Origin of the sequence: Streptococcus sp. 1004_SSPC (assembly GCF_001069025.1) — a bacterium.
In the GTDB taxonomy this organism is placed as follows: Bacteria; Bacillota; Bacilli; order Lactobacillales; family Streptococcaceae; genus Streptococcus; species Streptococcus vestibularis.
The window spans coordinates 1-1,089 of record NZ_JWGQ01000058.1; the positions used below are offsets into that span (position 1 = coordinate 1).

A 1,089-nucleotide genomic window follows, 5' to 3' on the forward strand; every position below is an offset into this window, starting at 1 on the left:
TTCAGTTTCCGAGTCACAATCATTGTCAAACTCAGAATCCGCTTCAACGAGTGAGTCAATTTCCGAATCGCAATCAGTATCAAATTCCGAGTCAGCGTCAGAAAGTGATTCAGTTTCCGAGTCACAATCAGTATCGAATTCCGATTCGGCGTCAGAAAGTGCCTTAATCTCTGAATCACAGTCTGTTTCAAATTCAGAGTCCGCTTCAACAAGTGCTTCTGTATCTACATCACAATCATTGTCAAATTCCGAATCCGCCTCTGTAAGTGAGTCAGTTTCAGAGTCACAATCAGTATCGAACTCAGAATCAGCGTCAATAAGTGCTTCAGAATCAGTAAGCACATCGGCATCAGAATCAGCGTCAACAAGTGCCTCAATCTCAGAATCACAATCAGTATCAAATTCCGAATCCGCTTCAGAAAGTGACTCTGTATCTACATCACAATCAGTATCTAACTCCGAATCCGCTTCAACAAGTGCGTCTGTATCTACATCACAGTCTGTTTCCAACTCCGAATCCGCTTCAGTAAGTGAATCAATCTCAGACTCACAATCAGTTTCTAATTCCGAGTCATCGTCAGAAAGTGAATCAATTTCAGAATCACAATCATTGTCAAATTCAGAATCGGCTTCAGTAAGTGTATCAATTTTAGAGTCACAATCAGTATCGAACTCAGAATCCGCTTCAACAAGTGTCTCAATCTCAGAATCACAATCAGTATCAAATTCCGAATCATCCTCAGAAAGTGAGTCAGTTTCAGAGTCACAATCAGTATCAAATTCCGAGTCAGCGTCAGAAAGTGCCTCAATCTCTGAATCACAGTCTGTTTCAAACTCAGAGTCAGCTTCAACAAGTGAGTCAATTTCCGAGTCACAATCATTGTCAAATTCCGAATCAGCTTCAACAAGTGCCTCAATCTCAGAATCGCAATCAGTATCGAATTCCGAGTCATCGTCAGAAAGTGCCTCAATTTCCGAGTCACAGTCAGTGTCTAACTCAGAATCAGCGTCAGAAAGTGCCTCAATTTCCGAGTCACAATCATTGTCTAATTCTGAGTCAGCCTCAGAAAGTGCCTCTGTATCTACATC

At 41.5% G+C, this 1,089-nt stretch carries 1 pseudogene; it reads right to left on the reverse strand.

Going from position 1 to position 1,089, the window contains the following annotated elements:
• Positions 1 to 1,089: pseudogene (locus ADF62_RS11670) on the reverse strand (hypothetical protein); the annotation flags it as partial.